Source organism: Actinoplanes sp. CA-030573 (assembly GCF_050951115.1).
Lineage (GTDB): Bacteria > Actinomycetota > Actinomycetes > Mycobacteriales > Micromonosporaceae > Actinoplanes.
In genome coordinates, this window is the sequence record NZ_CP192038.1 from 9,414,060 (window position 1) to 9,438,420 (window position 24,361).

The 24,361-nt window shown below is 69.3% G+C and carries 27 protein-coding genes; 2 read left to right on the forward strand and 25 right to left on the reverse strand.

What is annotated here, in order from left to right:
* Positions 1-40: 40 nt before the first annotated feature.
* The 25 genes from ACQP2F_RS43635 to ACQP2F_RS43755 all read right to left on the reverse strand — a co-directional run bounded on the left by ACQP2F_RS43635 (position 41) and on the right by ACQP2F_RS43755 (position 21,853).
* Positions 41-286 (reverse strand): hypothetical protein, encoded by a 246-nt coding sequence (locus ACQP2F_RS43635; protein ID WP_433298503.1) that lies wholly within the window; start codon positions 284-286, stop codon positions 41-43.
* Positions 283-1,860, reverse strand: a complete 1,578-nt coding sequence (locus tag ACQP2F_RS43640; protein WP_433298505.1) for a hypothetical protein — start codon at positions 1,858-1,860, stop codon at positions 283-285. Before ACQP2F_RS43640 ends, ACQP2F_RS43635 begins: the two co-directional genes overlap by 4 nt.
* Complete coding sequence (flhA, locus tag ACQP2F_RS43645) at positions 1,850-3,892, reverse strand: flagellar biosynthesis protein FlhA (protein ID WP_433298507.1); 2,043 nt, start codon at positions 3,890-3,892, stop codon at positions 1,850-1,852. The genes ACQP2F_RS43640 and flhA overlap by 11 nt, the downstream gene beginning before the upstream one ends.
* A 92-nt stretch (positions 3,893-3,984) precedes the next feature.
* Positions 3,985-5,076: an EscU/YscU/HrcU family type III secretion system export apparatus switch protein gene (locus ACQP2F_RS43650; protein WP_433298509.1), complete on the reverse strand. Its 1,092-nt coding sequence runs from the start codon at positions 5,074-5,076 to the stop codon at positions 3,985-3,987.
* A 13-nt stretch (positions 5,077-5,089) separates the two neighbouring features.
* Positions 5,090-5,854, reverse strand: coding sequence for a flagellar biosynthetic protein FliR (locus ACQP2F_RS43655; protein ID WP_433298511.1), 765 nt, complete (start codon positions 5,852-5,854; stop codon positions 5,090-5,092).
* Positions 5,851-6,687, reverse strand: a complete 837-nt coding sequence (fliP, locus tag ACQP2F_RS43660; RefSeq protein ID WP_433298513.1) for a flagellar type III secretion system pore protein FliP — start codon at positions 6,685-6,687, stop codon at positions 5,851-5,853. The genes ACQP2F_RS43655 and fliP overlap by 4 nt, the downstream gene beginning before the upstream one ends.
* Before the next feature lie 3 nt (positions 6,688-6,690).
* Positions 6,691-7,098: a FliO/MopB family protein gene (locus ACQP2F_RS43665; protein ID WP_433298515.1), complete on the reverse strand. Its 408-nt coding sequence runs from the start codon at positions 7,096-7,098 to the stop codon at positions 6,691-6,693.
* Positions 7,099-7,103: 5 nt separating this feature from the next.
* Complete coding sequence (gene fliN, locus ACQP2F_RS43670) at positions 7,104-7,856, reverse strand: flagellar motor switch protein FliN (protein WP_433298517.1); 753 nt, start codon at positions 7,854-7,856, stop codon at positions 7,104-7,106.
* The gene (locus ACQP2F_RS43675; RefSeq protein WP_433298519.1) at positions 7,853-8,800 is read right to left on the reverse strand and encodes a flagellar motor switch protein FliM; all 948 of its coding nucleotides are present in this window, start codon (positions 8,798-8,800) and stop codon (positions 7,853-7,855) included. The genes fliN and ACQP2F_RS43675 overlap by 4 nt, the downstream gene beginning before the upstream one ends.
* Positions 8,801-8,921: 121 nt before the next feature.
* Positions 8,922-9,371: a flagellar basal body-associated FliL family protein gene (locus ACQP2F_RS43680; protein ID WP_433298521.1), complete on the reverse strand. Its 450-nt coding sequence runs from the start codon at positions 9,369-9,371 to the stop codon at positions 8,922-8,924.
* A 16-nt stretch (positions 9,372-9,387) separates the two neighbouring features.
* Positions 9,388-10,416, reverse strand: a complete 1,029-nt coding sequence (locus ACQP2F_RS43685) for a flagellar motor protein MotB (protein ID WP_433298523.1) — start codon at positions 10,414-10,416, stop codon at positions 9,388-9,390.
* Positions 10,417-10,419: 3 nt separating this feature from the next.
* A complete protein-coding gene (locus ACQP2F_RS43690; protein WP_433298525.1) occupies positions 10,420-11,211 on the reverse strand; it encodes a motility protein A in 792 nt (263 codons plus the stop codon).
* Positions 11,211-11,495, reverse strand: coding sequence for a flagellar FlbD family protein (locus ACQP2F_RS43695; RefSeq protein ID WP_433298527.1), 285 nt, complete (start codon positions 11,493-11,495; stop codon positions 11,211-11,213). The genes ACQP2F_RS43690 and ACQP2F_RS43695 overlap by 1 nt, the downstream gene beginning before the upstream one ends.
* A 208-nt stretch (positions 11,496-11,703) precedes the next feature.
* Complete coding sequence (locus ACQP2F_RS43700; protein ID WP_433298529.1) at positions 11,704-12,966, reverse strand: flagellar hook protein FlgE; 1,263 nt, start codon at positions 12,964-12,966, stop codon at positions 11,704-11,706.
* Between the two features lie 29 nt (positions 12,967-12,995).
* Positions 12,996-13,499, reverse strand: coding sequence for a flagellar hook assembly protein FlgD (locus ACQP2F_RS43705; protein WP_433298531.1), 504 nt, complete (start codon positions 13,497-13,499; stop codon positions 12,996-12,998).
* A gap of 130 nt (positions 13,500-13,629) precedes the next feature.
* The gene (locus ACQP2F_RS43710) at positions 13,630-14,118 is read right to left on the reverse strand and encodes a hypothetical protein (RefSeq protein WP_433298533.1); all 489 of its coding nucleotides are present in this window, start codon (positions 14,116-14,118) and stop codon (positions 13,630-13,632) included.
* A 7-nt stretch (positions 14,119-14,125) separates the two neighbouring features.
* Entirely contained in the window at positions 14,126-14,455 is a 330-nt protein-coding gene (locus ACQP2F_RS43715; RefSeq protein ID WP_433298535.1) for a response regulator, read from the reverse strand.
* Positions 14,456-14,484: 29 nt separating this feature from the next.
* Positions 14,485-14,973 carry a chemotaxis protein CheX gene (locus ACQP2F_RS43720; protein ID WP_433298537.1) on the reverse strand — a complete coding sequence of 163 codons (489 nt, stop codon included), beginning with the start codon at positions 14,971-14,973 and terminating at the stop codon, positions 14,485-14,487.
* Complete coding sequence (locus tag ACQP2F_RS43725; RefSeq protein ID WP_433298539.1) at positions 14,973-15,356, reverse strand: response regulator; 384 nt, start codon at positions 15,354-15,356, stop codon at positions 14,973-14,975. Before ACQP2F_RS43725 ends, ACQP2F_RS43720 begins: the two co-directional genes overlap by 1 nt.
* 5 nt (positions 15,357-15,361) lie before the next feature.
* On the reverse strand, positions 15,362-16,207 hold the full coding sequence (locus ACQP2F_RS43730; RefSeq protein WP_433298541.1) for a CheR family methyltransferase: 846 nt from the start codon (positions 16,205-16,207) through the stop codon (positions 15,362-15,364).
* Positions 16,204-17,406 carry a protein-glutamate methylesterase/protein-glutamine glutaminase gene (locus tag ACQP2F_RS43735; protein ID WP_433298543.1) on the reverse strand — a complete coding sequence of 401 codons (1,203 nt, stop codon included), beginning with the start codon at positions 17,404-17,406 and terminating at the stop codon, positions 16,204-16,206. Before ACQP2F_RS43735 ends, ACQP2F_RS43730 begins: the two co-directional genes overlap by 4 nt.
* Positions 17,407-17,419: 13 nt before the next feature.
* Positions 17,420-18,292: a hypothetical protein gene (locus ACQP2F_RS43740; RefSeq protein WP_433298545.1), complete on the reverse strand. Its 873-nt coding sequence runs from the start codon at positions 18,290-18,292 to the stop codon at positions 17,420-17,422.
* A complete protein-coding gene (locus ACQP2F_RS43745; RefSeq protein WP_433298547.1) occupies positions 18,292-18,729 on the reverse strand; it encodes a chemotaxis protein CheW in 438 nt (145 codons plus the stop codon). The genes ACQP2F_RS43740 and ACQP2F_RS43745 overlap by 1 nt, the downstream gene beginning before the upstream one ends.
* Positions 18,729-21,083 (reverse strand): chemotaxis protein CheW, encoded by a 2,355-nt coding sequence (locus ACQP2F_RS43750; RefSeq protein WP_433298549.1) that lies wholly within the window; start codon positions 21,081-21,083, stop codon positions 18,729-18,731. The genes ACQP2F_RS43745 and ACQP2F_RS43750 overlap by 1 nt, the downstream gene beginning before the upstream one ends.
* A gap of 71 nt (positions 21,084-21,154) precedes the next feature.
* Positions 21,155-21,853, reverse strand: coding sequence for a response regulator transcription factor (locus ACQP2F_RS43755; RefSeq protein ID WP_020513053.1), 699 nt, complete (start codon positions 21,851-21,853; stop codon positions 21,155-21,157).
* 372 nt (positions 21,854-22,225) lie between these two features.
* Here ACQP2F_RS43755 and ACQP2F_RS43760 point away from each other — a divergent pair, with 372 nt between their 5' ends.
* Both ACQP2F_RS43760 and ACQP2F_RS43765 read left to right on the forward strand, forming a co-directional pair.
* Positions 22,226-22,726: a CAP domain-containing protein gene (locus ACQP2F_RS43760; protein WP_433298552.1), complete on the forward strand. Its 501-nt coding sequence runs from the start codon at positions 22,226-22,228 to the stop codon at positions 22,724-22,726.
* Positions 22,727-22,788: 62 nt separating this feature from the next.
* Positions 22,789-24,093 (forward strand): carbohydrate-binding protein, encoded by a 1,305-nt coding sequence (locus ACQP2F_RS43765; RefSeq protein ID WP_433298554.1) that lies wholly within the window; start codon positions 22,789-22,791, stop codon positions 24,091-24,093.
* The last annotated feature ends 268 nt before the right edge of the window (positions 24,094-24,361 follow it).

Sequence of the window (24,361 nt, forward strand, 5' to 3'; positions counted from 1 at the left end):
ACGGCGAAGGCCGGTGGACACCAGGTCCACCGGCCTTTCGTCATGCGGGCTTCTCGTCGTGCACTTCCACCGGCGTGGGCGTTACGGCGACGGCTTCCCCACCCTCGTCGTTCCGCCCGTACCCCGCCGTGACGAACCGCAACGCGGCCAGCAGCAACGCCGCGATCGGCACCGCGATGATGAACCGGATCAGCACGTCGGTGAGGTCCAGCTGGTCGAGCACGTACCGGTACAACGCCGGTGCGCTGATCACGAGCGCGAACAGCAGGACCGACGGACGGATCACTGGCGCACCGTGCGGGACACCCGTCGGGGTGGCGCCGCCACCGGCATCACGTCGGTCGCGATCCGCGCGCAGAGCATGGCGGCCCATGCGTGCGGGGTGGCCGGCTTGCCGTCCAGCGAGAAGATCGGCAGGTCGAGCCCGAGCACCGAGGCCGGGTCGGCGGTCAGCTCCACGCTGTGCACCACGAGCGCCTCGACCTCGCCGAGCGTCCGCAGGTGACGTGCCGTGTCGGCGGTCTTGCGGGTGGCGTCGACGATCGCCCAGACCGCGGTCGCCCCGATCGCGTCGCACATCTCGTTGACCCAGAGCGGGTCGGTGCCGCCGACCGGGGCCTCCATCACGACGACCCACGCCTGCTCGGCGTTGTGCAGCTTCTCGACCCGGGACTCGGCCGCCTCGCGACTGGCGATCAGCCGGGACGAGTGCAGGCCGGTGCCGGCCGTGCTCTGCGCGGCCAGGAGAAGGTGGTTCTCCGGCACGCCGATCTGCTCGAGCAGGTGGCGGGCGATCGGCACGCCGAGGTTTATGTCCCCGGCCAGCACCAGGATCTCCCCCGGGCCGTCCGGGATGGCGGGCGCCGACGGCCGCGCGGCGAGCACGCTGAGCACCCCCGCGTACGTGTCGGCCCCGGTGATCTGGTTCGCCATCGCCTCGGGCATGCCGACCGACACCAGGTTGCGGATCACCGGGTCGTTGTCCGGCGCGGACGACGCGTGCGCGGGCGTCGGTGCGGCGGCCGGCGAGACCGGCTTGGCGACCTGGACGGGAGCGGCCACCGGCGGCGCCACCTCTTCCTCGGGCGCCCGGATCGGCGCGTCCTCCTCGATCTCGACCTCGGCCGCGAGCCCGCCGATGCGCTCGGCCAGGCTCGGCATGGCCGGCTTGTGCGGCACGTTGACCGGGGTCTCATTGGTCTCGGCCGGGCGGAACGGGCGGACCGTCGGCACGTCCTCGCCCCGCAGCGGCACGGCCGGCTTGGGTCGCGCCGGGTTCCGCTCGAAGCCGGGCTCGGCGGCGGTGTCGAGGCCGGCCATCAGCTCGGCGAAGGCCGCGCTGGTGTCGCTGACCCCGGCACCCCGGCTGAGCTCGGTGTCCGGCGCCGCCGGCTCGGCCGCGCGCGGTGGCTCGGCCGGGCGTGGCGGCTCGGTCAGCCGCGGCGGCTCGGCCGGGCGTGGTGCGGCCGGCCGGGCGTGCGCGGCCGGGCGGGAGAACGTCGTCTCGCCGGGCCGGGCCTGACCGAAGGTGGCCGGCGTGACCGTGCGGGCCGGCGCCGAGCCGACCGCCGCGTGCGCGGCCGGCCGGACCGGCTCGTCGATCCGATCCTGTGACTCGGCCCGTTCGAGCAGCCGTTCCAGCGTGTGCCCGTTGTCCGGGGTCATCGTCCGTTTAGCCATGTCATTCCTGTCCTCGTTCGGGTCCGGCACCTCCACGGAAAGCTCGTAATGCTGCTTCGCGAAGAAGCCTCCGACGCCGCCACTGCGGACCTTGTCGGCGGAGATGATCCGGACGCCGGAGCCGTACTCATCGCGTACCTGAGCCAGCAAAGGCTCGATGGCCGGTCCCTCAAGCAGCACCCGCGTAGGCACCGTTCACCACCCCTATCGTCTCGATCTGTGCTGTGGAACCAGAGATTTCGCCGTACGACAACACCTGCACCCGGCGGGAGCCGGCGCGCAGCAGTCGCATCAGTGGCAGCCGCAGCTGTGGCGAGCAGGCGAGCACGGGCTGGAGGCCCTGTTGCTCGGCGGTCTCGGCCAGGCGGGCGGCCTCGCTGACGATCGCCTCGGCACGCAAGCCGTCGATCGCCATGAAGGCTCCCGTCTCGCTAGGCCGCAACGATTCGAGCAGTTGTTGCTCGAGCATGGGTTCGAGAGTGATCACCGTGAGCCGGCCGTCCCGCACGTAGTTGGCGGCGATGGCCGGGCCGAGCGCGGCGCGTGCCGCCTCGACCAGGCCGTCCGGGTCGACGGAGACCTTCGCCCTCAGCGAGAGCGACTCGAAGATGCGGACCAGGTCGCGCACGGGCACGCCCTCGTCCAGCATGGCCTGCAGCACCTTCTGGATCTGACCGAGGCTGAGCAGCGACGGGGTCAGTTCCTCCACGACGACCGGATGCGTGCGCTTGACCATCTCGGTCAGCGCCCGGACGTCCTCGCGGCCGAGCAGCCGGCTCGCGTTGCTGCGGACCACCTCGGCCAGGTGCGTGATGATCACACTGGCCCGGTCCACGACCGTGGCTCCGGAGAGCTCGGCCTGGTAGTGCAGCTCGGCCGGCACCCACTTGCCGGGCAGGCCGAAGACGGGTTCGACGCCGGCGCGGCCGGGCAGCCCCTGCAGACCCTCGCCGATCGCCAGCACGGTTCCGGGCGGGGCCTCGCCGGTGCCGGCGTCGACCCCGGAGATCCGGATCGCGTACGAGGAGAGCGGCAGGTCGAGGTCGTCCCGGGTGCGCACGGGCGGCATGATCACGCCCAGCTCCATGGCCATCTTGCGGCGCAGCGCGCGTACCCGGTCGAGAAGGTCTCCACTGCTGGCGTCGACCAGGTCGACCAGGTCCGGCGACAGCGCGAGCTCGAGCGGGTCGACCCGCATCTCGCCCAGCAGCTGCTCCGGCGAGTCCGGCGCCGGCATCTCGACCGCCTCGGAGACCGCGGCCTCGGCCTCCGGCTCCGGGTCCTTGATCCGCTGCGCGATCAGCAGCACCGTGGCGCCGACCAGCAGGAACGGGATCTTGGGCAGGCCCGGGATCACGCAGAGGGCGAGCGCGGCGCCGCCACCGATGCGCAGCGCGAGCTTGTTCTGGCTGAGCTGGGCGGTGACGCTCGAGCCCATGTCGCCGGAGGTGGCCGAGCGGGTCACGATCAGACCGGTGGCCACCGACAACAGCAGGGCCGGCACCTGCGAGACCAGGCCGTCGCCGACACTCAGCAGGCTGTACTGGTTCATCGCGTCCGCGGCCGACATGCCCTGCTGGAGCAGGCCGACCGCGAAGCCGCCGATCAGGTTGATCAGCGTGATGATGATCGCCGCGATCGCGTCGCCCTTGACGAACTTCGAGCCACCGTCCATCGCACCGTAGAAGTCGGCCTCGGCCGCCACCTCGGCCCGGCGCCTCTTGGCCTCGGCCTCGTCGATCAGGCCGGCGTTGAGGTCGGCGTCGATCGCCATCTGCTTGCCGGGCATCGCGTCGAGGGTGAAGCGGGCGCCGACCTCGGCGACCCGCTCGGCGCCCTTGGTCACCACGACCATCTGCACGATCACCAGGATCAGGAAGATGACCAGGCCGATGACGAGGTTGCCGCCGACCACGAAGCTGCCGAACGCGTGGATCACCTTGCCGGCGTCGCCGTCGCGCAGCACCAGCCGGGTGGCGCTGATGTTCAGCGCGAGCCGGAACAGGGTGGCGACCAGGAGCAATGCCGGAAAGACCGAGAAATCCAGCGGCCGCTGTACGAACATGCTGGTCAGCAGGATGAGCAGGGCGGCCGTGATGTTGAGCGCGATCAGCGTGTCCAGCAGGAAGGTCGGCAGGGGCACGACCATCATGATGATGATGCCGATGACCCCGATAGGGACGGCAAGTTTGCTGATGTTGCGGTTCTTCACGGCACCTTCCCGAGCACAGGCGGTAGCTCACCCATCACGGTGAGTCTCCCTCGTTCGAGGGACGCATGTGAGGAAATCTCCTAAAAACTCGGTTATGCGGCTGCTGAGGCTGACGATGGGTTGCGGTGCAGACCAGCAGCAGAGCCGCGCGCCTTCAGGCTCATCACGAACGCCAGCACCTTGGCCACCGCACCGTAGAAGTCGGCGGGGATCTCGGCGCCCACCTCGACGGCGCCGTACAGGGCCCGGGCCAGCGGCACGTCCTGCACCATCGGCACCCGGTGCTCGGTGGCCAGCTCACGGATCTTGGTGGCGATCGGTCCCTGGCCCTTGGCCACCACCCGCGGCGCCCCCTTGGTCGGCTCGTAGCGCAGGGCGACGGCCACGTGCGTCGGGTTGACCAGCACCACGTCGGCGGTCGGGATGTCGGCCATCTGCCGGTTGCGGGCCATCGCCATCTGCCGGGAGCGGATCTGGGCCTTGATCAGCGGGTCGCCCTCGGAGTTCTTGTTCTCCTGCTTGACCTCTTCCTTGGTCATCCGCAGCTGCTTGTTGGTGCGGCGGCGGACCACGAAGTAGTCGGCCGCGGCCATCACGATGCCGGCCACGGCGGCCGCCCGGACCAGGCCGATCGTGGCGTCCTTGAGCACCGCCAGGAGCGTGCCGAAGGGCAGGTGGCCGGCGGTCATCAGGGTCGGGATGACGCCCTTGGTCGTGGTGTACAGCACCGCGCCCAGCACCGACGTCTTGACCAGGGCCTTGGTCGCCTCCCACAGCGCCTGCGGCCCGAACATCTTCTTGATCCCGGGCAGCGGGTTGAGCCGGCTGAACTTCGGGATGAACAGCTTGGTCGCGACCCGGATGCCGCCCTGCGCTCCGGCCGCGGCGATGCCGACCGCCATCAGCGTGGCCGAGAGCGGCAGAACCGCCCAGGCGATGCCCATCCCGGCGTCCTTGAGCATGTGCAGCGCCACGGCGGTGTCCGGGTTCCGGATGATCTCGGGGACCTTCGCCATCAGGTCGCGCGCGTGGTCGAGCGCCGAGCCGAGCGTCCGGGGCAGCATGATGCTGGCGGCCAGCATGCCGAACCAGGCGCCGATGTCCTGGCTGCGGCCGATCTGGCCCTCGCGCTTGGCCTTCTTGAGCCGTTGCGGTGTCGGTTGTTCGGTCTTCTCGCCGGCCATCCCACCTCCCCCACTAACCGCCGGTGAGCTTCAGGACCGCGGTGACCGACTTGTCGACCAGCGACTCGATCACCTGCGGGAGCGTGGTCACCGCGATCCCGGAGAGCGTCAGCAACAGGAAGATCTTGGCGGGGAAGCCGAGCTGGAACGCGTTGAGCGCGGGCGCGACGCGGTTGAGCAGGCCGAACGCGACGTCGGTGAGAAACAGCACGACCACCAGCGGCCCGGCGATCTGCAGCGCCGCCAGGAACATCTCGCCGAGGCCCTTGAGCAGCAGCTGGCTGAACGTGGCCAGGTCGAGGCCGAGGTTCAGCGGCATGGTCCGGAACGACTGCAGGAAGCCGCGCAGGATCACCTGGTGCCCGTCGCTGGCGAACAGGATGGTGACCGCCACCAGGTTGTAGAAGCGGCCGAAGACCGAGCTCTGGTTCATCGACAGCGGGTCGTAGGCCTGGGAGAGGGTGAAGCCGCCGAAGAGGTCGAGCATGTCGCCGGCCGCCTGCAGCGCCGCGAAGAGCAGGAGGGTGACGAAGCCCAGGGCGGCGCCCACGAAGATCTGGAGCACGGCGCTGAAGATGATGTCCGACGTCTGCAACGAGGGCAGGGTGCCGCGGAGGTACGGGGCGAGCGGCAGCGTCAGCCCGATCGAGAGCAGCGCCTTGACCGTCCCCGGGATGAACCGGGAGTTGAACGGTGGACTGATCATCAGCCAGGCGCCGGTGCGGGCCGCCCCGAGCAGGATCGCGAGCAGGTCGGCGATCGGGACGTTCCAGTTCATCGGTACGACGCCACCAGCGCCGTGAGGATCAACCCCCAGCCGTTGACCAGCACGAACAACAACAGCTTGAACGGCAGGGACACGGTGACCGGCGGCAGCATCATCATGCCCAGCGACATCAGTGAGGCGGACACGACCATGTCGATGAGCAGGAACGGGATGAAGATGACGAAGCCGATGATGAAGGCGGCCCGCAGCTCGGACAGGATGAACGCCGGGATCAGCGTGGTCAGCTCGACGGAGTCCTTGTTCTTCGGCTTCTCGGCGCCGGACAGCTTGATCATCAGGGCGACCTCGTCCTCGCGGGTCGTCTTCCACATGAAGTCGCGCAGCGGCTTGACGCCGTCGTGGAAGGCCTGCGACTGGGTCTTGTCGCCCTTGAGATAGGGCTGCACGCCCTGCTGGTTCATCGAGGAGATCGTCGGACCCATGATGAACAGGGTCAGGAACAGCGCGAGCCCGGCGATCACCTGGTTCGGCGGCATGGAGGTGAGCCCGAGCGCGTTGCGGGTGATCCCCAGGACCATGAAGATCTTGGTGAAAGACGTGCAGAGCAGCAACAGGGCCGGCGCCACCGAGAGCACGGTGAGGCCCATCATGATCACCAGCGAGGTGGCCGGACGGCTGCCGTCCGGGTTGGTCCCGTTGATGTTCAGGTTGATGCTGGGCTTGGTCGGCGCGACCGGCGCGGTCGGGCCGGGAGCCTCCGGTACGCGATCGGGCAGCGCCACGACGGCGGCGGGCGCGGGTCTGGGCTCCGCCGAGGCCGCGGCCGGTAGCAGGACGAGCGCCAGTCCCACGCTCGCGAACAGCAGCCAGATCGCCCTTTTCATGAGTCAGTGCCTCGATGTCCGGTCGCGGAGAAAGTCGATCGTCGAGGTCCACGTCTTCGGCGAGAGCAGCGACTTGTCGAGCCGGCCCGGGGCCGGTGACGCCGGGTGGGCGCCCGGCAGCTCGACGTTCTCCAGATGGTCCCGGTGCTCGTGGGGATGCTCGAAGTCGGCCAGGTTCGCCTCGCCCAGGGAGTTGACCTGGGCCTCGGTCACGCCGAGGATCATCGCCCGGTCGGCCACCTTCACGACGATGACCTCGGCGTTGCGGGTGAGCTGCTGGCGGTTGAGCACGGCCAGCTCGCCGTGCGGCCGGCGGGCGCCCAGCGGCCGGCGTACCACCCGCGCCAGGGCCCACATCAGGCCGAGAACGACGAACAGCGAGAAGCCGATCCGCAGGACGAGCTCGAACAAGGCCGTTACCCCTCGGCGCCCGGAGCGACGATCTCGGTGATCCGGATGCCGAAGTTCTCGTCGACCACGACCACCTCGCCGCGGGCGATCAGCCGGCCGTTGACCAGCAGATCGGCCGGGCTGCCGGCGGCCCGGTCGAGCTCCACGATCGCGCCCGGGTTGAGGGAGAGCAGCTCGCGCACGCTCATCCGGGTGCGGCCGAGCTCGGCCGACACCTCCATCTCGACGTCGTGCAGCATGTCCAGCCCGCCGCGGGCGAACGCGGCCGCCGCGGTCGACGGGCGGGCGACGTCGACCTGGCCGGGCTCCTCGGTGGGCCAGGGGTTGAGGGCGAGCGCGAGCACCGCGCGTACGTCCTCCCCCTCGACCAGCGGGACCACGACGGAGTCCTCCTTGGCCGCCAGCGCGCTCAGCGCGACGCCGGGCTCCATCACCTGGCCGGGGTCGAGGACCGCCGGTCCGAAGACCCGGGCCGCCGCCTCGAGGGCGGGCCGTACGGCGGCGGTCAGGTCGAGCTCGCCGAGCGGGCTCTCCTTGAGCGCGTCCGCGAGGTCCTGGCCGACCACCACGACGACCTCGCCGTTGGCCGCGCCGCTGAACCGCGCCGTGACCGCCTGGCCCTCGGGCAGGAGGTCGGCGGTCGCGGACATCGGGGCGGCGACGGCGAGCGTGCGGCTGGTGGGCAGAACGGCGAGGGCGGCCTCGGCGGCGTTCCGGGCGAGCGCCAGCTGCGGCGCGGTGATGGTGGGCGCGGTCATGGGCGGCCAGACTCCTTGGACGGGTCCTTGGGCGACGGCACCACGAGACACGCGAGCCGGGCGCCCTGATTACCGGGAACTGCGTGAGCGAAGACGGTCTCGTTGACGGTCACCTCGAGCGGCCGGCTGGTCGGATGAGCCAGCGGCACGACGTCACCGGGACGCAGATCCACGATGTCATCGGTACGCATGCGAATGGGCTGAAATCGCACCGCAACGTCGATCGGAGCCGAGAAAAGGCCGGCGGTGAGGTTGCGCAGCGACAGGTCCCGGCTCGCCCGCTCGCTGTCGCTGAGCACGACCGTCTCGGTGCGGGACAGCACCGGCAGGATCATGTTGAACGGGATGCAGATGGTGGACAGGCACTCCTCGGCCCCGATCTTGAGGTCGAAGGTGGCCACCACGCAGGCGTCGCCCGGCGCGTGCGCGCGCAGGAACTGGGCGTTGTACTCGATGTCCTTGAGCTTCGGCGAGATGGGGACCAGTTGCTCGAAGCCGTAGCGCAGCTCGCCCAGCATCCGCTCGAGCAGGCCGCGCAGCAGCGGCATCTCGACCTCGGTGAGGGGGCGCTCGGGCTGGGGGCCGCCGGGGCCGCCGAGCATGTGGTCGATCGCCGTCATCACGGCCGAGGACGCCATCTCCATCAAGGCCGTGCCGGGCAGCGGATCGAGGTTGACCACGGCGATCACCGTGGGGTTGGGGAGCGCGGCGACGTACTCCTCGTAGTTCAGCTGCTCGATCGAGGCGAGCGTGACGTTGCTGACCACGCGCAGGCGGGTGGTCAGCAGGGTGCCGCAGCTGCGCGCATACGTCTCGAAGGCGATCTGCAGCGTGCGGATATGTTCCCGGGAGAGCTTGATCGGGCGACGGAAGTCGTACGGCGCCGGCCCTCCGCCCTGGCCGCGACGCGACATCTTGCCCGGGGAGCGAGTTGCGGAGGTCACGTCGTCCCCATCGGCTCATTTCCTGATCCGCTGAGCGGGAGACGCGTTTTTATCCGGAAATCGGCGGATGGGCGGGTTCACCGGAGTGAACCCGCCCGTCCCGCTTGTCCGGGTCAGCCGGTCACTGGGTCACGAACTGGGTGAAGTAGATGTCCATGATCTCCTGCGTGCCGTCGGTCGTGTACGCCTTGACCAGCTTCGCGAGCAGGTCCTTCTTGACCTCTTCGCGGCCCTTGTCGGTGGAGAGCTCGGCGACGGTCTTGCCGGTGTACTCGTCGATCGCGATGTTGATGGCCTCGCTGGTGTCGACGTCCTCGCTGACGTCGGCGGTCTGCTGGAGCGAGAACTGCAGCTTCAGGTAGTGGGCGTCGGCCAGGTTGATCGTCAGCGGGTCGCTGATCGCCACGACGGTGCCCTTCTTGGGCGCCGCCTCCGCCTTCGAGCCGCTCTTCATCATGAAGAACGCGCCGCCACCGCCACCGAGCAGCACGACCGCCGCCACGATGATGATGAGCAACTTCTTGCTGGACTTCTTCGGCGCCTCGGCAGCGCCTTCCTTCTCGTCAGCCATCGGAATCGGTCTCCCCTCAGTCGTTCGTGGTGGTGGTGGTCGAAGTGGTGGACGGGGTCGTGCGGTTGGCCGCGGCGGCGGCCTTCTCGATCGCCTCGGCCTGGGCCGTGGTCTGGCCGGTGTGCAGCTTCGCGTCGTCGCCGGACGCGGCCGGCAGCAGCGCCGCCTGGTCGGGCGAAAGCGTGGTGAGGACGACGACGTCCACCCGGCGGTTCATGGTGATCGAGCGCGGGTCGCTCGGGTCGATCAGCGGGTGGGTGTCGGAGAAGCCGACCGCGCTCATCCGGCTCTTGGCCAGGCCGTGCCCGACCAGGTAGCGGACCGTGGTCGAGGCGCGGGCCGCGGAGAGCTCCCAGCCGCTGGGGTAATACGTGGTGGCCGCCTTGAGCTGGTTCGTGTTGCCGTCGACCTCGATGTTGTTCGGCAACTTCGCCAGCGTCGGCGCCAGCGCGTCCAGGATCTTCTTGCCACCGGGCTTCAGGTCGGCCCGGTTGCCGGCGAACACCACCTCGTTGGTGACGATGGTGACCACCAGGCCGCGCCGGTCGATGGTGAACTGCACCGCGTTGAGCAGCTTCGCCTTCGACAGCGCGTCGGACAGCTTGTTCTCGACCTTCTTGAGGTTTTCGGCTTCCTTGGCCGCCGCCTGAGCGTTCTTGGACGCCTTGGCCCGGTCCTCCGCCTTGACCGCGGCGTCGACCTTGGCCTTCTCGCTGGTGGTCATGTTGCCGGTGCCGGACGAGCCGTCACCCGGGTTGGTGCCCGGGTCGATCTTCACGATCTGGGTGCTCTGGCCGGCCCCGTCGAGCGTCGAGACCTGACCGGTGAACGCCGCGCTCTGCGCGCCGAACCCCGAGGAGAAACCGGAAGCCAGCTGGGCGAACTTCCGCATGTTGACGTCGGACATCGAGTAGAGAACCACGAAGAGTACGAACAGCAGGGTGAGCATGTCGGCGTACGACACGAGCCAGCGCTCGTGGTTGACGTGCTCCTCGTGCTCCTCGTGGCCGCGCTTCTTGCGCTTGGCGCCACCACCTGAGCTCATGCGTTACGCCGCCTTCTTGGTGTTCGCGGCCGCCTCGGCCTTCTTGGCCTCGTCCGGCGGGAGGAGGCTGCGGAGCTTCTGGGCCACCAGGCGCGGGTTCGAGCCGGCCTGGATGGCGAGCACACCGTCGACCACCAGCTCCATCTCCTCCGCCTCGACGGCGCTGAGCCGGGTCAGGCGGGCGGCGACCGGGAGCCAGATCAGGTTGGCGCTGAGCACGCCCCAGAGGGTCGCGACGAACGCCGCCGAGATCGAGTGACCGAGCGTCTCGGGCTTGTTCAGGTTCTCGAGCACGTGCACGAGGCCCATGACCGTGCCGATGATGCCGATCGTCGGGGCGTAGCCGCCCATGTTCTCGAAGAGCTTCGAGCCGGCCTTGTCGGCCTTCTTCTTGGCCGCGATCTCGGCGTGCAGGATGTCGTGCAGCTCCTCGGGGTCGGTGCCGTCGATGGCGAGCTGCAGACCGCGCTTCAGGAAGGGGTGCTCGACGGTCTTGACCGCGTCCTCGAGGGCCAGCAGACCCTCGCGGCGGGCCCGCTCGGCCAGCTTCACGACGTTGTCGACGAGCTGGGTCGGCGGCGTGACCTTGGCGAGGAACGCCTTCTGGAGCTGCTTGCCGACGCCGGTCGCGTCCTTCAGCACGCCGCCGGCCATACCGGCCATGAACGCGCCGCCGAACACCAGCAGCATCGACGGGATCAGGATGATCGAGGCCGGCGAACCGCCCTCCAGGATCTGGACGGTGAAGACGATTACCAGAGAGGCGACTACACCGACGATGGTGGAGATGTCCATCAGCGTTCCTTCCGGTGCAGCGGAAGCACCTTGGCGTCGTGGTCTTGGTCGTCCGCGGACGACGGGGCGGTGGCCGTGGGCTCGGCCTCGAGGCGGCTCGCCTGGGCGATCAGCGAGGCGCGGTAGTGGCGCACCGAGTCGATGAACTCGGGCACCGACTCGGCGATGACGTACTTGGTGCCGTCCACCAGCGTCACGACCGTGTCGGGCGTGCAGTCAGCGCGCTCGACCAGGTCCGGATTCAGGGCGAACACGGCACCGTTGATGCGGGTTACGAGGATCACTTACATCCGTCCTTGGGTGGTGGTGTGGTCCTGGGCTGGTGGGCCGTCCTTGGCCCGTCTTCACTGGAAACATCGGCGATCTGACGGTTGCGCATGAGATCCGGCCGGTCGCATTGCGGGTGCAGCCGAACGGCTACAAAGCGACGGCCGGGACAGGCACGTGAATGCCTGTCCCGGCCGTCCGCCGGAGCTGGTGGTGCTACGCCAATTAGCGCTTCATGCTGACGAGCTCCTGGAGCAGCTCGTCGGAGGTGGTGATGACCCGGGAGTTGGCCTGGAAGCCACGCTGGGCGATGACCAGGTTGGTGAACTCCTGGGCGAGGTCGACGTTCGACATCTCCAGCGCGCCGCTGATGACCTGACCCATGCCGGCGCTGCCCGGCTCGCCCACCTGGGCATAGCCGGAGTTGACCGTCGAGCGGTAGCCGGAGTCACCGACCTTCTCGAGGCCGTTGACGTTCTTGAAGGTCGCCATCGCCACCTGGCCGAGGACCTCCTTGAGGCCGTTGCTGTAGACGCCGATGATCTGGCCGGTGTCGGAGACCGTGTACGACAGCGACGTCAGCGCGCCGGCCGCCTGGCCGTCGGTGTCGAACACCCGGGCGTCGGAGAGGCCGGAGTACGACGTGATGTCGGTGGTGTCGATCGTGTAGTCGTTGGGCGGCGTGCCGATCGCCAGCGAGGTCTTGGCCGTGCCCGAGCCGTCGGTCGGCTTGCCGCCCTCGAAGTTCAGCGTGTCCGTGCCGAGGCTGGTCGTCCCGTCCTCGGCGAACAGCTCGACACCCCACGTCGACGTGTCGGCGGCGTTGTCGTTGGCGGTCCGGCTGAACTTCGCCGTCACCGTGTGCGGGGCGCCCTGTGAGTCGTACACCTTGACCGGGATCGTCGTGGTGTAGGTCAGGCCCTTGTTCGTCGGGTCCGTCGGGTTCGGGATGTCGTCGCTGCTCAGGTTGCCCTTGAGCGTGATCTTCGAGGTCCGGATCGGTTCGATCGTGCTGCCCAGCGGCATCTTGATGTCGCCGGGCTTGCCGGCCGTGTTGACCTTGCCGTCGACCGCGGTCCAGCCCTGCACGGGCTGGCCGGTCGCGTTGACCAGCAGGCCGTTGGCGTCGAAGGTGAACGAGCCGGCCCGGGTGTAGAGGTCCTCGTTGCCGCTGCGGGTGATGAAGAAGCCGTCACCCTGGATCATCATGTCGCCGGACCGGCCGGTGGTCTCCTGGGAGCCCTGCGCCCAGTTCGACAGGATGCCGGCGTTCTTCACGCCGAGGCCGACCTGCGCGGGGTTCGTGCCGCCCTGCCCGTTCTGGGGAGCGCCGGCCGCGCCGAGCATCTGGCTCAACGTGTCCTGGAACTGGACCGTGTTGGCCTTGAAGCCGACGGTGTTGACGTTGGCGATGTTGTTGCCGGTGACGTCCATCATCTGCTGGTGCGCGTGCAGGCCGCTGATGCCGGAGTAGAGGGAACGCAGCATGGAAGATTCCTTACGGATCGGGAACGGTGTCAGGCGGTCGCGGGACCGGTTGCCGGGTCGACCTTGGGGTCGGCCGGCTGCGGGGCCGTCTGACCGGTGGGACCGGTCGTCGGTGCCGTGGTGAGGACTTCCATGACCTTGGACAGCTGCACGTCCGTGTTCCCGATCCGAAGCATCGGTTCGCTGTCTCCGTTGAGCTTTGCGGCCGATATGACCCCCGTCTGGCGGGCGCCGTTCTCGTCCATGTAGGTGACGCTGTGGCCGACCAGGCCGCTGGCGCCGACCAGGCGCTGCGACTTGAGCAGATCGGCGATGTCGCCGAGCTTCTCGACCTGGGTGAACTGCGCGGTCTGCGCCAGGAACTGGGTCGAGTCGGCCGGGTTGCTGGGGTCCTGGTACTTCAGCTGCGCCACGAGCAGTTTGAGGAAGGTGTCCTTGTCCCCGAGCTCCTTGCTCTTGTCCGCGATGCTCTTGGCGGGCGTCGCGCCAGTGGTCCCCGAAGTGCCGGAGATTCCCGAGGTCGGCGAGGTCATGACGTCTCCTGTCCGTTTGCTTGCTCGACCTAAGGTTCGTCCGGCGGCGGATTTTGCTTAGCCGCAAAAAGTCGCGGGCCCCACCCGGAGGGTGAGGCCCGCGAAGCAGGCGTGTTCGCGATGCGCTCGGTCAGGGCGCGAGGGACAGACTGAACTTGCCCTTGCCGTACCGGTTGACCTCGACCATCAGGTCGACCCGGCGGCCCAGCGCCATCAGGTGGGCCCGGGCGTCCGCGGGCAGCGGGTCGCCGGGGTAGATCACCTGGTAGAGCTTGATGTGCGGGCCGCCCTCGCGGTTGAGCAGGCTGGTCAGGACGTTGCACAGCTCGAAGACGTTCTCGGCGAGGTTCGGGAACAGCTGCTTCTCGTCGATGCTGTCCTCGGCCGCGCCCGCCGGAAGCAGGCCCAGGGCGGCGCCCGCGTTGGCCGCCAGCGGGAGGTCCATGCCGAGCACGGCGTAGATGTTCTGCGCGGTGTCGGTGAAAATTGCGACCGTTGCCGTGGCGATCTCGTCCGCGGAGAGCGGATCGCCGGGACTGACGGTCACCTCGCGGCCGAGCAGGTCCTCGAAGAGGTTGCGAACGGCCAGAGTGCCAGGAAGAACCGAGACATCGGACATGTCGTAATCATCCCAAAATAGGAGCGAAGACCTCATCGAATCGCTCAGCTGAGAACGGCTTCACGATAAAAAAGAGCGCGCCGGCGGCTTCCGCCTGATCTTTCATCTCGGGCGTGCTCTCCGAGGTCACGAAACCGAACTTGACGTCGTTGCCGGCCGCACGCAGCTGCCGCAACACCTCGATGCCGGTCATCTCCGGCATGTTCCAGTCCGAGAGGACCAGATCCGGGTTCTCCGACTTGGTCATCTCGAACGCCTCGCGGCCGTTCGCGGCCTCGATCAGATCGTGGTCACCGAAGCCGGCCTGGCGGAGCGTGCGAACCACGATCTGCCGCATGACCCGGCTGTCGTCGGCGATGAGAATTTTCATGCGCCTTCCTCCTGATTGTTGTCCGCGCGGCTCTGCCACATGGAAATGGACACCGGTTCGCCCTCCCAGACGCCGTACACGCCGCCGATCCGCTCGGTGTTCGGGAACCGTGCGGTGGACTCCGGCGCCAGCGTGACCTGCGGCAGGGAAAGTAGGGCGCCGGGCGGCAGCATCGCCTTGACGTTGCCGCCGACGATATTGGCGAGCTCGCCGAGTACGTCGGAGATGTCCTCCTGGCTGACCTCGTCCATCTCCATGGCGAGGAAGGCGGCGGCCGCACGACGGGCCGCGTCGGTGGAGGACGCGTACACGATGTACCCGGTCCAGGAACCGGTGATGGAAACCGACGAGTGCACCTCGGACGGCTGGTGCTCGTCGTACGTCGGGATCAGCGGGCTCACGCCCTCGGGATCCAGGTACGACTCCCACACCTGTTCCACCATCTCGGCGAGGTCGCTCTCGTTGACCTCGACTTCGACGCTCATTAGTTCGCTCCGGACGGGACGAGGCCCAGCAGGGCCAATTTTTCGATCATGGCGCCCTCGGTGAAGGGCTTGATCACGTACTCGTGCGCGCCGGCGGCGAGCGCTCGTACGATCTGGCTCTGTTCGCTCTCGGTGGTGACCATGACCAGCGTCATCTCGCGCAGCCGTGGGTCAGCCCGGACGTTCGTGACGAACTCGAGCCCGTTCATGTTGGGCATGTTCCAGTCGATGAGGGCCAGTTCCGGCACCTCGGTCATGCCGGCGAGCAGGTCGAGCGCTTCCTTGCCGTCGCCCGCCTCCACCGCCTCGAAGTTCAGCTTCGTGACGATGCGCTTGAGGATCATGCGCATCGCGCGGGAATCGTCGATCACCATGGCTCGCATCGGCGTCATCCCCTTCTCGAAGCGCCCGCGGGCACCCCGGTTCGGACTCGGTAGGCGGAGGTGCGGCCGGCGGCCACTCGCTCGTAGTTGTCGTCGATCCCGATGGTGGTCTCGGCCGCGCCGAGGAACAGCCACCCGTCGGGGCGCAGCAGCTTGGCGGCGTTCTGCAGCACGGTCCGCTTGGTCGCGACGTCGAAATAGATCAGGACGTTGCGCAGGAAGATCACGTCGAACGGCTGCATGGCCGGCATCGGCGCGGTCAGGTTCATCAGCCGGAAGGAGACGTTCTTGCGCAGCTGGGGGGTGATCCGCCAGTGCGCGCCGGCCCGCTCGAAGTACTGCACCAGCTGGCTGGCCGGCAGCCCGCGGTTGACCTCGACCTGGCTGTACTCGCCGGTCTCGGCCCGCTTGACCATCTCGGTCGAGATGTCGGTGCCCATGATCTCGTAGCTCCAGCCCGGCGGGAGCGTCTCCTGCAGGGTGATGGCCAGGCTGTACGCCTCCTGGCCGCTGGAGCTCGCGGCCGACCACACGCGCACCTTGCGGGCGGCGGCGCGCGATTTGACCAGCTCGGGCAGGACCACGTCGGTGAGCGCCGCGAACGGCTCCCGGTCGCGGAACCACGACGTCTCGTTGGTGGTCAACGCGTCGATGATCCGGCGCTGGTTCGCGGGGTTCGGCCGGCGCTGGAGGTCGGCCAGGAACTCGTTGACATTGGCCGCGCCGACCGCCCGGGCCACCGGGATCAGGCGGGCCTCCACCAGGTATTCCTTGCCCGGCGCGAGGACGATGGACGCCTCCTTGCGCACGAGCGTCGAGACGAAGGTGAACTCGGACTGGGACAGGGTCATCGGGCCACCGCCGCCGATCGGCCGGTCTTGACCCGGTTGACCAGGAACGCCGCGATCCGGTCCAGCGGAAGGATCTCGTCTGCCAGGCCCGCGGTGACGACCGCGCCGGGCATGCCCCACACGACCGAGGTGGCCTCGTCCTGGGCCAGCACCTCGGCTCCCGCGTCTCTCAGCACCTTCGCACCATTCCGTCCGTCTTGTCCCATTCCGGTCAGTACCGTGGCAAAAGCGGATGCCCCGTAGAGGGCGGCGACCGACCGGAACATCACGTCGACGGCCGGGCGGCACGAGTTCTCCGGCGGCGCGCTGCTGAGCTGGGTCAGCGTCGCCGTTCCCCGCCGATGCAGCACCAGGTGGAAATCGCCGGGAGCGATGTAGGCGCAACCGGGCGTCAGCTCCATCCCGTCGCCGGCCTCGACCACCCGCAGTGGGGTACTGCGGTCCAGCCGCTCGGCGAACATCCGGGTGAAGACGGGCGGCATGTGCTGGGTGATGACGATCGGCACCGGCAGGTCGGCGGGCAGGCCGGTGAGCACCTTGGTGAGGGCGTCCGGGCCGCCGGTGGACGAGCCGATGCAGAGAATGTCGATCTTTCCGCCGGGCGCGCGCCGGGTCGCCGCCGGGCGAGCGGGCGCGGGCGCTCCGGCCGGCGCGGCGCCGGGACGGCCGGGGCCGGCCGGCGGCAGACCGGCCCGGGGCGGCGCGGCGCCGGGACGACCGGGGCCGGCCGGGCGGGCCGGTGCGGCGGCGCCGGGACGGGCGGCCGGGCCCGCGGGCGGCGCGGTGGCCGGACGGCGGCGGCCGCCGAGTGCGTAGATCTTGGGGACCAGCTCGTCCCGTACCGCCGCGATGGACTCGTTCACCGAGCCGACGTTGCTGGGCTTGGTGACGTAGTCGGTCGCGCCGGCCGCCAGCGCCTCCAGCGTGGCGCTGGCGCCGGCCGCGGAGAGCGTGCTGAACATGATCACGGGAATCTGTTTGTGCCGCTTCCGCAGTTCTTTGACCGCGGCGATGCCGTCCATCTGCGGCATCTCGATGTCCATCGTGATCACGTCCGGCTTGAGCTGGTCGATCTTCGCCTGCGCCAGCAGCCCGTTCGAGGCCGTGCCCACGACCTCGATGTTCTCGGCACCGCCGAGGGCGTCGACGATGAGCCGACGGACCACCACGGAATCGTCGACGACGAGGACCGAAATCATCCGACCACCCCCTTCACCCGAGCCACGCCGGGCCCAGTGCGGCGACCACCGGTGCGAGCAGCCGATGCGCGGTGGAGGTGTCCAGGAGGTCACGTACCACCAGCGCCTGCACGGCACCGCTGAGCATGTTCCACACGCCGCCGGCCCGGTCGGCCAGCGGGATGTCGGCCGTGTCGACGGCCTGTACCAACAGCATCTGCGCCGCGGCGGCGGTGCGGACCCGATCCGAGAGATACGCGGCCCAGGAGGCCGAGTGGACGGCCGGCGACCAGCCGCCCGCGTTCCGCCGCGCGTCCTCCGCCGAGGTCGCGAGCCGGGCGAGATCCGACGACCGCAACGAGCGCAGCCGGTCCAGCAGGGCCGACACCACGTAGTGGTGCGGACCGAGGTCGATCGGGGCGCCGACCGGCAGCCGGCGCATCGCCGCCACCCAGCCGGCGCCGAGCATCCGGCGCGTGTCGGTGTCCAGCACCTCGCGCAGGTAGCTGGCGACCGCGGCGTCGCAGAGCAACGCGGTGGCGGCCGCCGCCGTGCCGCTCTGCTGGGCGTCCCGGCCGGTGCCGCTCCAGGTCCAGGCCATCACGTCGTAGCGCAGGCAGGTGAGCAGCGCGTCGACCGAGCCGATCGGCGCCCGCTCGACCAGCGCGAGGCTGCCGGCCGGGTCGTCCTTGGACATGCCCTTCAGCGACGGCATCCGGCGGGCCGCGCTCTCCACCTCGACCCAGAGCGGGCCGCGGACGCCCTCGTCCGGCAGCTTCTCGGCGAGCACCGGCAGGTCGGCACTCTGCAGCCGGAGGCCGCGCAGCACCACCTCGGCCGTCGCCGACCCGCCGGCGAGGCGGGTCAGGTCGAACCCGAGGACCGGGGCGCTGACGAGGCTGTACATCAGGTCGTGGCGCGGTACGTGTCGACCGCCGCGTTGACGTCGAGCGCCAGCATCAGCCGTCCGTCCAGCTTGAACGTGCCCACGACCAGCTCGCGGGTGGGGCCGCTGAGCGTGTCCGGCGGCGGCTCGAACCGCTCGTCGTCGAGGTCGACGACCTCACCGATCTTGTCGACCAACAGGCTCACCGGCTCGCCGTCGCCGCGCAGGATCACGTTCATCACCGGGCCCTGCAGCGCCTTGCGGGCCATGCCGAGCTGGACCCGCAGGTCGACCGCCGCGATCACCTGGCCGCGGAGGTTGAACAGCCCGCCCACGGCCGGCGGCGCGAGCGGCACCGGCGTGTACTCGTTGTACGACAGCACCTCCTGCACCGTGTGCACCTCGACCCCGAAGAGCTGGCCGGCCACCTCGAAGGTGGCGAACTGTCGGCTCGCCATCAGAAGGCCTCCACGAGCATGTCGTCGCTCTCGATGTCGTTGTAGAAGTTCGGGTCGGCGGCGAGGATGGCCCGGCGCACGTCGAGCAGCTCGGTCACCCGCTGCTGGATCACCGCGGTGCCGACCAGGCCGTCCTCCTCGGCGTCCCGGCGGGCGGTCGTCGAGTTCTCCGCGATGTCCACGATCCGGTCCACGACCAGCGCCACGCTCCGGCCGCCCTCGCTGTAGACGACCACCGACACGGTGTCGCCCTCCGGCTCCTCGCCGTACGCCCCGAGCAGGTGCGACAGGCGGACCAGGGGCAGGATCTGGCCGCGGTACTGGACGACCTCGCGGGAGCCGGCGTGCTCGATCCGGTCGCGCGGGAACTCCTCGAGCCGGGTGACGGTGTCGAGCGGGATCGCGACCCGGCGCTCGCCGACGGCGGTGACCAGGAGACGTTCGCCGGTGCCGCTGCCCGCGGACGCCCGGGCCGATGCCTCGAGGTTCTGCCGCTCGGCATCGGCGGCGAGGTGGCTGCGCCGGGCCAGCGACGACACGTCCAGGATCAGCCCCACCTTGCCGTCGCCGAGGATGGTGGCTCCCGCGTACAGGCCGATGTCCTTGAACCTGCTGTTGAGGGCCTTGACCACGACTTCCTCGGTGTTCAGCACGCGGTCGACGATGAGGCCGAACCGGCGGCCGTCGGCCTGCAGCACCATGATGTAGACGCCCTGGTCGCCGCCGGGCTCGAGGCCGAGTGCCTTGTCCAGGCGGACCAGGGGCAGCAGCTTGCCGCGCAGGCGGTAGACGGGCGCGCCCGAGGCGTACTCGATCTTGGTCGAGTTGCCGTCGATGAAGACCAGCTCGAGCACCGCGACCTGGGGTACGACGTAGCGCTGCTCGCCGCAGTCGACGGTGAGCGCCTGGATGATCGCGAGGGTCAGCGGGATCGTGAGCCGCCACACCGTGCCCTCGCCCGGCGTCGAGTCGACACTCACCGCGCCGCCGATGTTCTCGATGTTGGTCTTGACGACGTCCATGCCGACGCCGCGGCCGGAGACGTTGGTGACCTTGGCAGCGGTGGAGAAGCCGGGCTGGAAGACCATGGCCATGATGTCGCGCTTGTCCATGTTCGGGATCTGCTCGGGGCGGAGCAGCCCGTTCTCGACCGCCTTCTGCGCGATCCGCTCGACGTTGAGGCCCGCGCCGTCGTCGGCCACCTCGACCGCGACGTGCCCGCCCTCGTGGTACGCGCGCAGGGTGAGCGTGCCCTCGGGGTTCTTGCCGGACGCCGTACGCCGGTCGGGCTCCTCGATGCCGTGGTCGACCGCGTTGCGCACCAGGTGGGTCAGCGGGTCCTTGACCGCCTCGAGCAGGCTGCGGTCGAGCTCGGTCTCCTTGCCCTCCATGACCAGCTGGACCTGCTTGCCGAGCGAGTTGCTCAGGTCGCGGACGACTCGGGGCAGCTTCGACCAGATGTGCTCGATGGGCTGCATCCGGGTCTTCATGATGCCCTCTTGCAGCTCACTGGTGATCATGCCGAGCCGCTGGGCGCTGCGCACGAGGCCGGAGTCGCCGGTCTCCATCACGCCGCGGACCAGCTGGTTCCGGGCGAGGACGAGCTCGCCGACCATGTTCATCAGGGTGTCGAGCAGGTCGACGTCGACCCGGATCGCGCTGTCGGCGATGCTCCGCTTGGGCGCCTGGGCCTGCAGAGCCTCGTTGACCGCGGCCGGCTTGGCCTTGCCCTCGTCGAGCAGGATGGTGCCGAGCTTGCGCTCGTCGCCCTCGATCTGCTGGGCCAGCGCCGACCCGACGTCGGCGGGCTGGGCGGCGCCCTGCTCGACCAGGATCTCGCCGAGCGGCTTGCGCTGGTTCTCGACCGGCTCCGGGGCGGGTCGGGCCGGCTTCTCCTCGAGCGGCTCCGGCGCTTCCTCCTCGGCCTTGTCCATGGGCGGCGGCGGTGCCTCCTCGGCCGCCTGCTCGCCCGCCTTCATCTGGGCGTTGACCTGGGCGATGATGCTGTCGATGTCGACGTCGCCCTCGCTCTGCGACTCCTCGATCGAGGAGAGGATCGAGCGGACGCCGTCGATCGTGGCGAGCAGCGTGGTGATCGTCGCGGGCGTGACCGGCATGACGCCGTCGCGCAGCTTGGAGAGGAGCGACTCACCGGCGTGGGCGAGCTTCTCGAGGCGACTGAACGCCAGGAAGCCGCTGGTGCCCTTAATCGTGTGGATCGCCCGGAAGATGCGGGAGATCAGATCCCGCGAGTTCGGCTCCTGCTCGAGGGAGACCAGGTCACGGTCGATCTGGTCGAGGTTCTCGTGGCTCTCCATGAGGAATTCGCCGACGATTTCACCAAGGTCTTCCACCTACGTACCTCCAAACTCAGGCCCACAGCTCTGATCGACGGGCTCCGGCATCACCTGAGAACAGCTGTGATTCAGGACTCCCCGCCGGGGCGGCGGTAGCGGTAGCCGAATCCGCGGACGGACTCGATCGGTGACTCGTCGGGGTCGGACCAGCCGAGCTTGCGGCGCAGCCGCAGGACGGCGAACTTCACCCGCTCCTGCCCGATGCCGGTCGGGTCGTCCCAGGCCTGGGTCAGGAGCTGGTTCGGGCTCAGCACCGCGCCGGCGTGCCGCACCAGGGCGTTGAGCAGGCGGAACTCGGTGGGCGTCAGGCGCTTCTCGTCGCCCTTGACGTAGACCCGGCGCTTGGTCGGGTCGAGGTGCACCAGCCCGTCGTCATAGACCTGGCTGGCCCAGCTGTTCTGCCCGCTCGAGGACCGCCGCAGCAGCGCCTCGACCCGGGCCAGCAGCTCGTTGTTGGCGAAGGGCTTGGTCAGGTAGTCGTCGGCCCCGCCCCGCAGGCCACGAACCTTCTCCGCCTCCTGGCCGTGCGCGGTGAGCACGAGCACCGGCACGTCCGAGACGTCGCGCAGCCGCTCGAGCACCTGCCAGCCGTCCATCTCGGGCAGGCCGACGTCCAGCACGACCAGGTCCGGATGTTCGGCGTACGCCTCCTTGAGGCCGGTCCGGCCGTCCCCGGCGTGCGCCACCTCGTAGCCCGCTCGGCTGAACAGCAGCCGGAGGGCGAGGGCGATGTCCGGGTCGTCCTCGACGACGAGAAGGCGACTCATCGTGTGCTCACCCTGCCCCACCCCTCGCTCGCGTCCGCGGCCGTCGGCGGACACGCCGAGACGGCACAACATCGCCAGAGCGTCGTTCGCGCGACCGCGAGCGACGGATTAACCGCGCAAACGCCACGATAGCGTGATGTCACGGTCTATTTACTGACAGTGACAGTTTAGCGGGCTATCCGCGTTCTCCGGGCGGTCTTTGCGTTTGGGGGCGGAGGTGCCGATGGGGCCGGTGCGCACGGCCATCCCCTCAGCCTGACACCTTTGCGTAGGCCAATGCCGGTTTCCGCCAAATAAAAGACGTACGGCCCGGAAACCGGTGCGATGTCACTGGTGGGCGATCAGGCCCGCTCCCGCGCTACGGAGGACCAGGTGAATCGACTGCTCGCCCTGCTGGTGGCGCCCGCGCTGCTGTTCGTCGGCACGCCGGCACAGGCGAGGGTGCCGGCGCCGCCACTGCCGCCGAACGCGCCGGAGACGGCGGTCTCCCCGGCCGAGCTGATGTCCGAGGTCGTCACCATGACCAACCAGCGCCGGTCGGCGAACGGCTGCCGCCCGCTCGCGGTCGATCGGGAGCTGACCATCGCGTCCATCCGGCAGAGCCTCTACATGGCGCACACCGGCCTGTTCACCCACGTGTGGCGGGACGGCACGACGTTCGTGGCGCGCTCGCACGCGGCCGGGTACGCCCAGCCGTCGGGCGAGAACATCGCCTGGGGCTACCGGACCGCGGCCGAGGTGATGAGCGCCTGGATGGCCAGCCCGAGCCACCGGGAGAACATTCTCAACTGCGGCGCCCGCTCGATCGGGACCGGCGTCGCGTACGGCATGAACGGGTTGCCGTATTACACGCAGGTCTTCGGGTGGGATTGACAGATCTCACTATCGCCTTCTATTAGTTAGGTTAACTAACACCTAGCTAAGAAGGTTCCCCCATGCGCCGAGCCCGCATCGCCACGCTCGCGACGGCCACCCTGGTCGCCGCCGGCGTGGCCGTCAGCTCCGCCACCGCCCACGCGGCGACCACCTCCCGCATCCCCGCCCACGTCTTCGCGCCGTACTTCGAGGCCTACAACGGCGACAGCCTCTCCGGCCTGTCCAGCCAGTCCGGCGACAAGTTCCTGACGCTCGCCTTCGTGCAGACGCCCTCGCCCGGCTCGTGCACGGTCTACTTCAACGGCGACACCTCGATGCCGATCGCGTCCGGCACGTTCGGCTCGGACATCGCCGCCATCCGGGCCGCCGGCGGCGACGTCATCCCCTCGTTCGGCGGATACGCGGCCGACAACGGCGGCACCGAGATCGCCGACAGCTGCACCAACGTCGACTCGATCGCGGCCCAGCTGGAGAAGGTGGTCACCACCTACGACGTCACCCGGATCGACCTCGACATCGAGGACAACTCGCTGACCAACACGGCCGGCATCGACCGGCGGAACAAGGCGATCAAGAAGGTCGAGGACTGGGCGGCCGCGAACGGGCGGCTGGTCGAGTTCAGCTACACGCTGCCGACCACCACGTCCGGCCTCGCCGACTCGGGCCTGGCGGTGCTGCGCAACGCGGTCAGCAACGGCGCGCGGATCGACATCGTCAACATGATGACCTTCGACTACTACGACAACGCGGCGCACAACATGGCGACCGACACCCAGACCTCGGCCAACGGGCTGGTCAACCAGTTGCGGTCGCTCTACCCGTCGAAGACCACCGCGCAGTTGTGGCAGATGGTCGGCATCACCGAGATGATCGGCGTCGACGACTTCGGGCCGGCCGAGACGTTCACCCTGGCGAACGCGCAGACGGTCACCGACTGGGCCAAGGCGCAGGGCATCCGGTCCTTGTCGTTCTGGGCGCTGCAGCGCGACAACGGTGGCTGCCCGGGCGGGGCGGCCGCGGACAACTGCTCGGGCGTCGCGCAGAGCACGTGGCAGTTCAGCCACATCATGCAGTCGTTCACCGCGGGCGGCGGGACGACGACGCCCCCTACGACCAAGCCGACCACCGCGCCCACGACCACTCCGCCTACGACCACTCCGCCTACGACCACTCCGCCTACGACCTCCCCCACGACGCCGCCGACGACCACCCCGCCGGGGACGACCACGTGGGCGCCGTACACCGCGTATACGGCCGGGCAGATCGTCACCTACAACGGCAAGCGGTACCAGTGCCGGCAGTCGCACACGTCGCTGCCGGGATGGGAGCCGCCGAACGTGCTCGCTCTCTGGCTGCCGCTGTAGGCCGGCGCCTGTGGAGGACGCCGCGAAAATTGTCGTACCCAGGTGCTTGAGTCGGCCCCACCCGTTCTCGGGTGGGGCCGGCCTTTCGCGCGCGAGATCAAAACCATGCGGTGATACGGGATTCTCGGGGCGGCCAACCGCAGGAAGCGGGTCCCGCCTCGTCGTGGCGCGGCCCGGGCGGTCGGCGGGGCCGCAGCGCGCCTCTCGCGCGTAGTTGGATGAGTCGTACCCACGCGCTTCCGCCGTCGCTGCCGAGCTCAGTGGTGGC